This is a genomic window from Lysobacter zhanggongensis (assembly GCF_046638635.1).
Taxonomy (GTDB): domain Bacteria; phylum Pseudomonadota; class Gammaproteobacteria; order Xanthomonadales; family Xanthomonadaceae; genus Novilysobacter; species Novilysobacter luteus.
Genome location: NZ_JBJXHK010000123.1, coordinates 1 through 4,838, shown reverse-complemented (window position 1 = coordinate 4,838; position 4,838 = coordinate 1). Strand labels below are relative to the sequence as shown.

Below are 4,838 nucleotides of genomic sequence, written 5' to 3'. Positions count from 1 at the left end.
AGCAGCAGGGCGGCACGCGGCCCGCTGCCCAGCCGCGCCAGCTGGTCGCCGGCTTCGAGTTCGACCGCGACCCCGTGGTGTCGTCGCAGGCCGGGCTGCGACAGCAGCAGCGTCCAGAACCGGCGCGGCCACTGGCTCATGGGCTGGCCGGCGGCCTCCGCACGGAACCGGCGCATCGCCTGGGCCAAGGCCGCGTCGCCCGCATCCGCATCGCCGCATTGCAGCTCGGCCAACACCGCGCCACGCCGCTCCACTCCGCGCAGGAAGGCGGCAAGGGCCGGTGGGGCACCCTGCGGGCGGCCCTCGCGGGAGGCATTCAACGGATCGGGGCTACTCATCTGACAGCGTCACCATGCACGGATCATAGCGACCGAACCGGCCACGCCGCGTGCTTGACAATCCCGGTAAACCTTCGCGAACGAAGCGTGACGAGGGTTACAGCCAAAACCGGTTGTACACAGACGGGCCGGGGCGCTTCTGAACGGCCCGTTCAGCATCGCAGGACGCCGCGTTGCACCAATGTTTCACGGCCAAGTCGCTGATTTCGTTACGCTTAGCCCGCTTGGCACTTTTTTCACCAACCTGTGTGAAGGGTCGGTGCCACCGGCATTTCGGTCCACCGCCGCCGATCCGTGCACAGACTTATCCACATCTGGTGTGGATAACGGCGAATCCCTTTGTAAAACCGGAACTTGCGCACACTTCATCAGATGGAAGGCAGTAATGCGGCGCAACTTGCCTGCTTGCAGAGGAGCCCTGCAGGGTGTTGAGCCAGCAGCGCCCAAGGGGTCCGTGCGTCGCTAGACTGATGACATGTCCCCAGTCGACCCGGCGGCCGGCGTGCTCCATGTGGCCCTGCCGGTGCCGCTGCCGCGCTTGTTCAGCTATTTCCCCGCCGAGGACGGTCCCGCCGCGGCGGTCGGCGCGCGGGTGCGGGTGCCGTTCGGCCCGCGCGAGTTGGTCGGGGTTGTCACCGAAATCCCTGATGCACCGGGCGATCCGGGTCCGCTGAAGCCGGTCCACGCGGTCCTGGACTCCACCCCGCTGTTCGCCGGCGAGCTGCTGGCCTCGCTGCGCTGGCTGGCGCGCTACACCCACGCGCCGCTTGGCGAGGTGCTTGCGACCGCGCTGCCCGGCCCGCTCCGGCATGGCGAGCCACTGCCCGACACCGTCCAGCGCGGATGGCAGCTGACCGAGGCAGGCCGCACCGCGATCGATGCAATGCGACCCGGCCGCCCCCGGCAGTTGGCCGAGCGGCTGGCCGCCGACGCGCCGCTGCCAGAGGCGCGGCTCAACGACGATCCCGAGGCCACCGGCTGGCGCGCCGCCGCCCGCACCCTGGCCAGCCGCGGCCTAGCCGAGCAGGTCGTGGTCGACCCCGCGCAGCCCCACTCCATCGTTCGGCCGGGACCGCGGCTCAACGAGGGCCAGCAGGCCGCCGTCGATGCGGTGCTGGCCGGCGTCGGGGCCTTCCACCCGGTGTTGCTGGACGGCGTCACCGGCAGCGGCAAGACCGAGGTCTACCTGCATGCGATCGCCGACTGCCTGTCGCGCGGGCGCCAGGCACTGGTACTGGTGCCGGAGATCGGCTTGACCCCGCAGCTGCTGGCGCGCTTTCGCGAGCGGCTCGGGATCACCGTGCATGTGCTGCATTCGGGACTGTCTGATGGTGAGCGCGCGCGTACCTGGGCAGCCTGCCTGCGGGGCGAGGCGCGGGTGGTGGTTGGCACGCGATCGGCGGTCTTCCTGCCGCTGCCCGAAGCCGGTTTGCTGGTGGTCGACGAGGAGCACGACGGCAGCTACAAGCAGCTCGACGGGATCCGCTACCACGCGCGCGACTTCGCCCTGGTGCGGGCGCAGGCGCTCGGGGTGCCGGTGGTGCTCGGCAGCGCGACGCCCTCGNACGAGGAGCACGACGGCAGCTACAAGCAGCTCGACGGGATCCGCTACCACGCGCGCGACTTCGCCCTGGTGCGGGCGCAGGCGCTCGGGGTGCCGGTGGTGCTCGGCAGCGCGACGCCCTCGCTGGAGTCGCTTCGCAACGCCCAGGCCGGCCGCTACGGCTGGCTGCGGTTGCGCCAGCGCGCCGGCAACGCACAGCCGCCGGCGGTGCGGGTGATCGACGTGCGCAAGCGCCCGCTGCTGGCCGGGATGTCGCCGGAGCTGCTCGACACGATCGACCGGGCGCTCGAGGCCGACGGCCAGGTGCTGGTGTTCCGCAACCGCCGCGGCTACGCGCCGGTGCTGCTGTGCCACGACTGCGGCTGGAGCGCCCAATGCCAGCGCTGCGACGCCGCGATGACGGTGCACGGCGGCGGGCGCCGGCTGCAATGCCACCACTGTGGCGCGCGACGGCCGGTCCCCAATGCCTGCCCCGATTGCGGCGGACTGGCGCTGCAGTCGCAGGGCGCAGGCACCGAAAGGATCGAAGAGGCCCTGCGCGAGCGTTTCCCGGAGGTGCCGGTGATGCGCATCGACCGTGGCACGACCCAGCGCCGCGACGCGCTGGAGCGCCACCTGTCCGAGTTCGGCAGTGCGCGCGGGATCCTGGTCGGCACCCAGATGCTGGCCAAGGGCCACGACCTGCCCAACCTGACCCTGGTGGCGGTGGTCGGGATCGACGAGGGGCTGTTCTCGGCCGATTTCCGCGCGCCGGAGAAGCTCGCCCAGCTCCTGATCCAGGTCGCGGGACGGGCGGGGCGCGCCGACCGGCCGGGCGTCGTCGCGCTGCAGACCCACCACCCCGGACACCCGCTGCTGGCCACCCTGCTGGCCGGCGGCTACGGTGCGTTCGCCACGATCGAACTGGAGCAGCGCGAGGCCGCCGGTTTCCCGCCGTACGCGCACCTGGCGCTGTTACGGGCAGAGGCAAAACAGGTCGAACACGCCGACGGGTTCCTGCAGGCGGCCCGCCGCTGCCTGGAGCAGGCGGCGGACGGATCGCTGGAGCTCAGTGGCCCGTTGCCGGCCCCGATGCCACGCCGCGCCGGCTACCAGCGCAGCCAGCTACTGCTGTCGTCCGCCGGGCGCCGCGAGCTGCACGCCGCGTTGGACGCCGCACTCCCGGAGATCCACGCCCTGCCCGATGCGCGCCGCGTGCGCTGGTCACTGGACGTGGACCCGGTCGACCTCTACTGAGTGGCCGGGGGTGCCGGCTTGGCGGTCTTGCGCGGACGCTGCGCCGCCTTGCGTGCCTTCGGCTTGTCCCGCACCCAGACACTCTGCTCGTCGCGACGCACCTCGAACAGGTCCGATGCCTCGATCAGGTCGCTGAGCTTGCGGTACCCGTAGTTGCGCGAGTCGAACGAGGCCTGGTTGCCGATCTGCTGGCCCACCGCGCCCAGGTGGGCCCAGCCGTCCTCGCCGCTGGCGAACTCGACTGCGCCCCGCAACATCTGCAACAGCCGTGCGTCGCCGCGCAGCTCGGCCGCGGTGCGCGGCTGCTGGGTGGCGGTGGCCGCGCCACTGTCCTGCTGGCCCAGCGCCTCGACGTATGTGAACACCGAGCAGGCGTTGACGAACGGGTCCGGCGTCTTCTTCTCGCCGAAGCCGTAGACCTTCACCCCGTCGGTCAGCAGCCGCATCACCAGCGGGGTGAAGTCGGCATCGCTGGAGACGATCGCGAACCCGTCGAGGTTGCGCGCGTACAGCAGGTCCATCGCGTCGATCACCATCGCCATGTCCGAGGCGTTCTTGCCACGGCTGTAGGCGAACTGCTGCACCGGCCGGATCGCGTACTGGTGCAGGCACGCCTCCCAGCTCTTGAGGTGCGGGTTCTTCCAGTCGCCGTAGGCCCGCCGCACGTTGGCAACACCGTGGCGCGCGACCTCCGCGAGGATCACGTCGAGCTTGGCCGCCGGCGCATTGTCGGCGTCGATCAGCAGGGCGATGCGTTTTTCGTCTTGCGCCACCGGCGTGCTCCGAGGGGACTGACCCGAGCCTAGCGCACCGCTGCGCACGGCAGGACAATGGCCCGACGCAACGGAGGGCAGCGATGCACGGGCAACCACACGTGGTGATCGTCGGCGGCGGGTTCGCCGGGCTGTGGGCGACCCGGGCGCTCGCCCGCGACGCGGTGCGCATCACCCTGGTCGACCGCCGCAACCACCACCTGTTCCAGCCGCTGCTCTACCAGGTCGCAACCGCCGGCTTGTCGGCGCCCGATATCGCCGCACCGCTGCGGCACATCCTGCGCCGCCAGGGCAATGTCGAAGTGCGGCTGGGCGAGGTGACCGCCATCGATACCGCCGGGCGACAGGTGCGGCTGGCCGATGGCGGCGTGCTCGACTACGACTTCCTGTTGCTGGCCAGTGGCGCCACCCATGCCTACTTCGGCCACGACGACTGGGCCACGGCCGCGCCCGGGCTGAAGACGCTCGAGGATGCGTTGGCGATCCGCCGGCGGGTGCTGCTCGCGTTCGAGCGCGCGGAGGCCGCCAGCGATCCGGACCAGCGCGCGGCCTGGCTGGAGTTCGCGGTCGTCGGTGGCGGACCAACTGGGGTCGAGCTGGCCGGCACCCTGGCCGAGATCGCCCGGCACACCCTGCGCGACGAATTCCGCCGGATCGACCCGGCACAGGCGCGGGTGCGTCTGATCGAGGCCGGTCCGCGGGTGCTGTCGTCTTTCCCCGAATCGCTGTCGGCCAAGGCCGCGACCCAGTTGCGACGGCTCGGGGTGGAGGTGGTGACCGGTCGGCCGGTCGCCCACATCGACGACCAGGGCTACACCCTGGAGCTCGGGGACGGGCGGCAGGAGCGCGTGCCGGCGCGCACGGTCCTGTGGGCCGCCGGCGTCGCCGCATCGCCACTGGGCGCGCTGCTGCAGGCCGAGCGCGACC

Annotated in this window: 3 protein-coding genes and 2 pseudogenes; 3 read left to right on the top strand and 2 right to left on the bottom strand. The window is 71.5% G+C overall.

The features are described 5' to 3' along the window. Nucleotides 1–338 (bottom strand): annotated as a pseudogene (locus tag ACKVMH_RS12765) (hypothetical protein); the annotation flags it as partial. A gap of 475 nt (nt 339–813) precedes the next feature. Between ACKVMH_RS12765 and ACKVMH_RS13705 the strand changes: the two are divergent. Next, nucleotides 814–1,122, top strand: a pseudogene (locus ACKVMH_RS13705) (primosomal protein N' family DNA-binding protein); the annotation flags it as partial. A gap of 246 nt (nt 1,123–1,368) precedes the next feature. After that, nucleotides 1,369–3,138, top strand: coding sequence for a replication restart helicase PriA (gene priA, locus ACKVMH_RS12760; protein WP_459167117.1), 1,770 nt, complete (start codon nt 1,369–1,371; stop codon nt 3,136–3,138). Here priA and ACKVMH_RS12755 read toward each other — a convergent pair. Continuing rightward, nucleotides 3,132–3,911, bottom strand: a complete 780-nt coding sequence (locus ACKVMH_RS12755; RefSeq protein ID WP_215219263.1) for an NYN domain-containing protein — start codon at nt 3,909–3,911, stop codon at nt 3,132–3,134. The genes priA and ACKVMH_RS12755 overlap by 7 nt on opposite strands. A gap of 83 nt (nt 3,912–3,994) precedes the next feature. Here ACKVMH_RS12755 and ACKVMH_RS12750 point away from each other — a divergent pair. After that, nucleotides 3,995–4,838: NAD(P)/FAD-dependent oxidoreductase (locus ACKVMH_RS12750; protein WP_412700580.1), on the top strand; the 844-nt coding region annotated here is incomplete at its 3' end.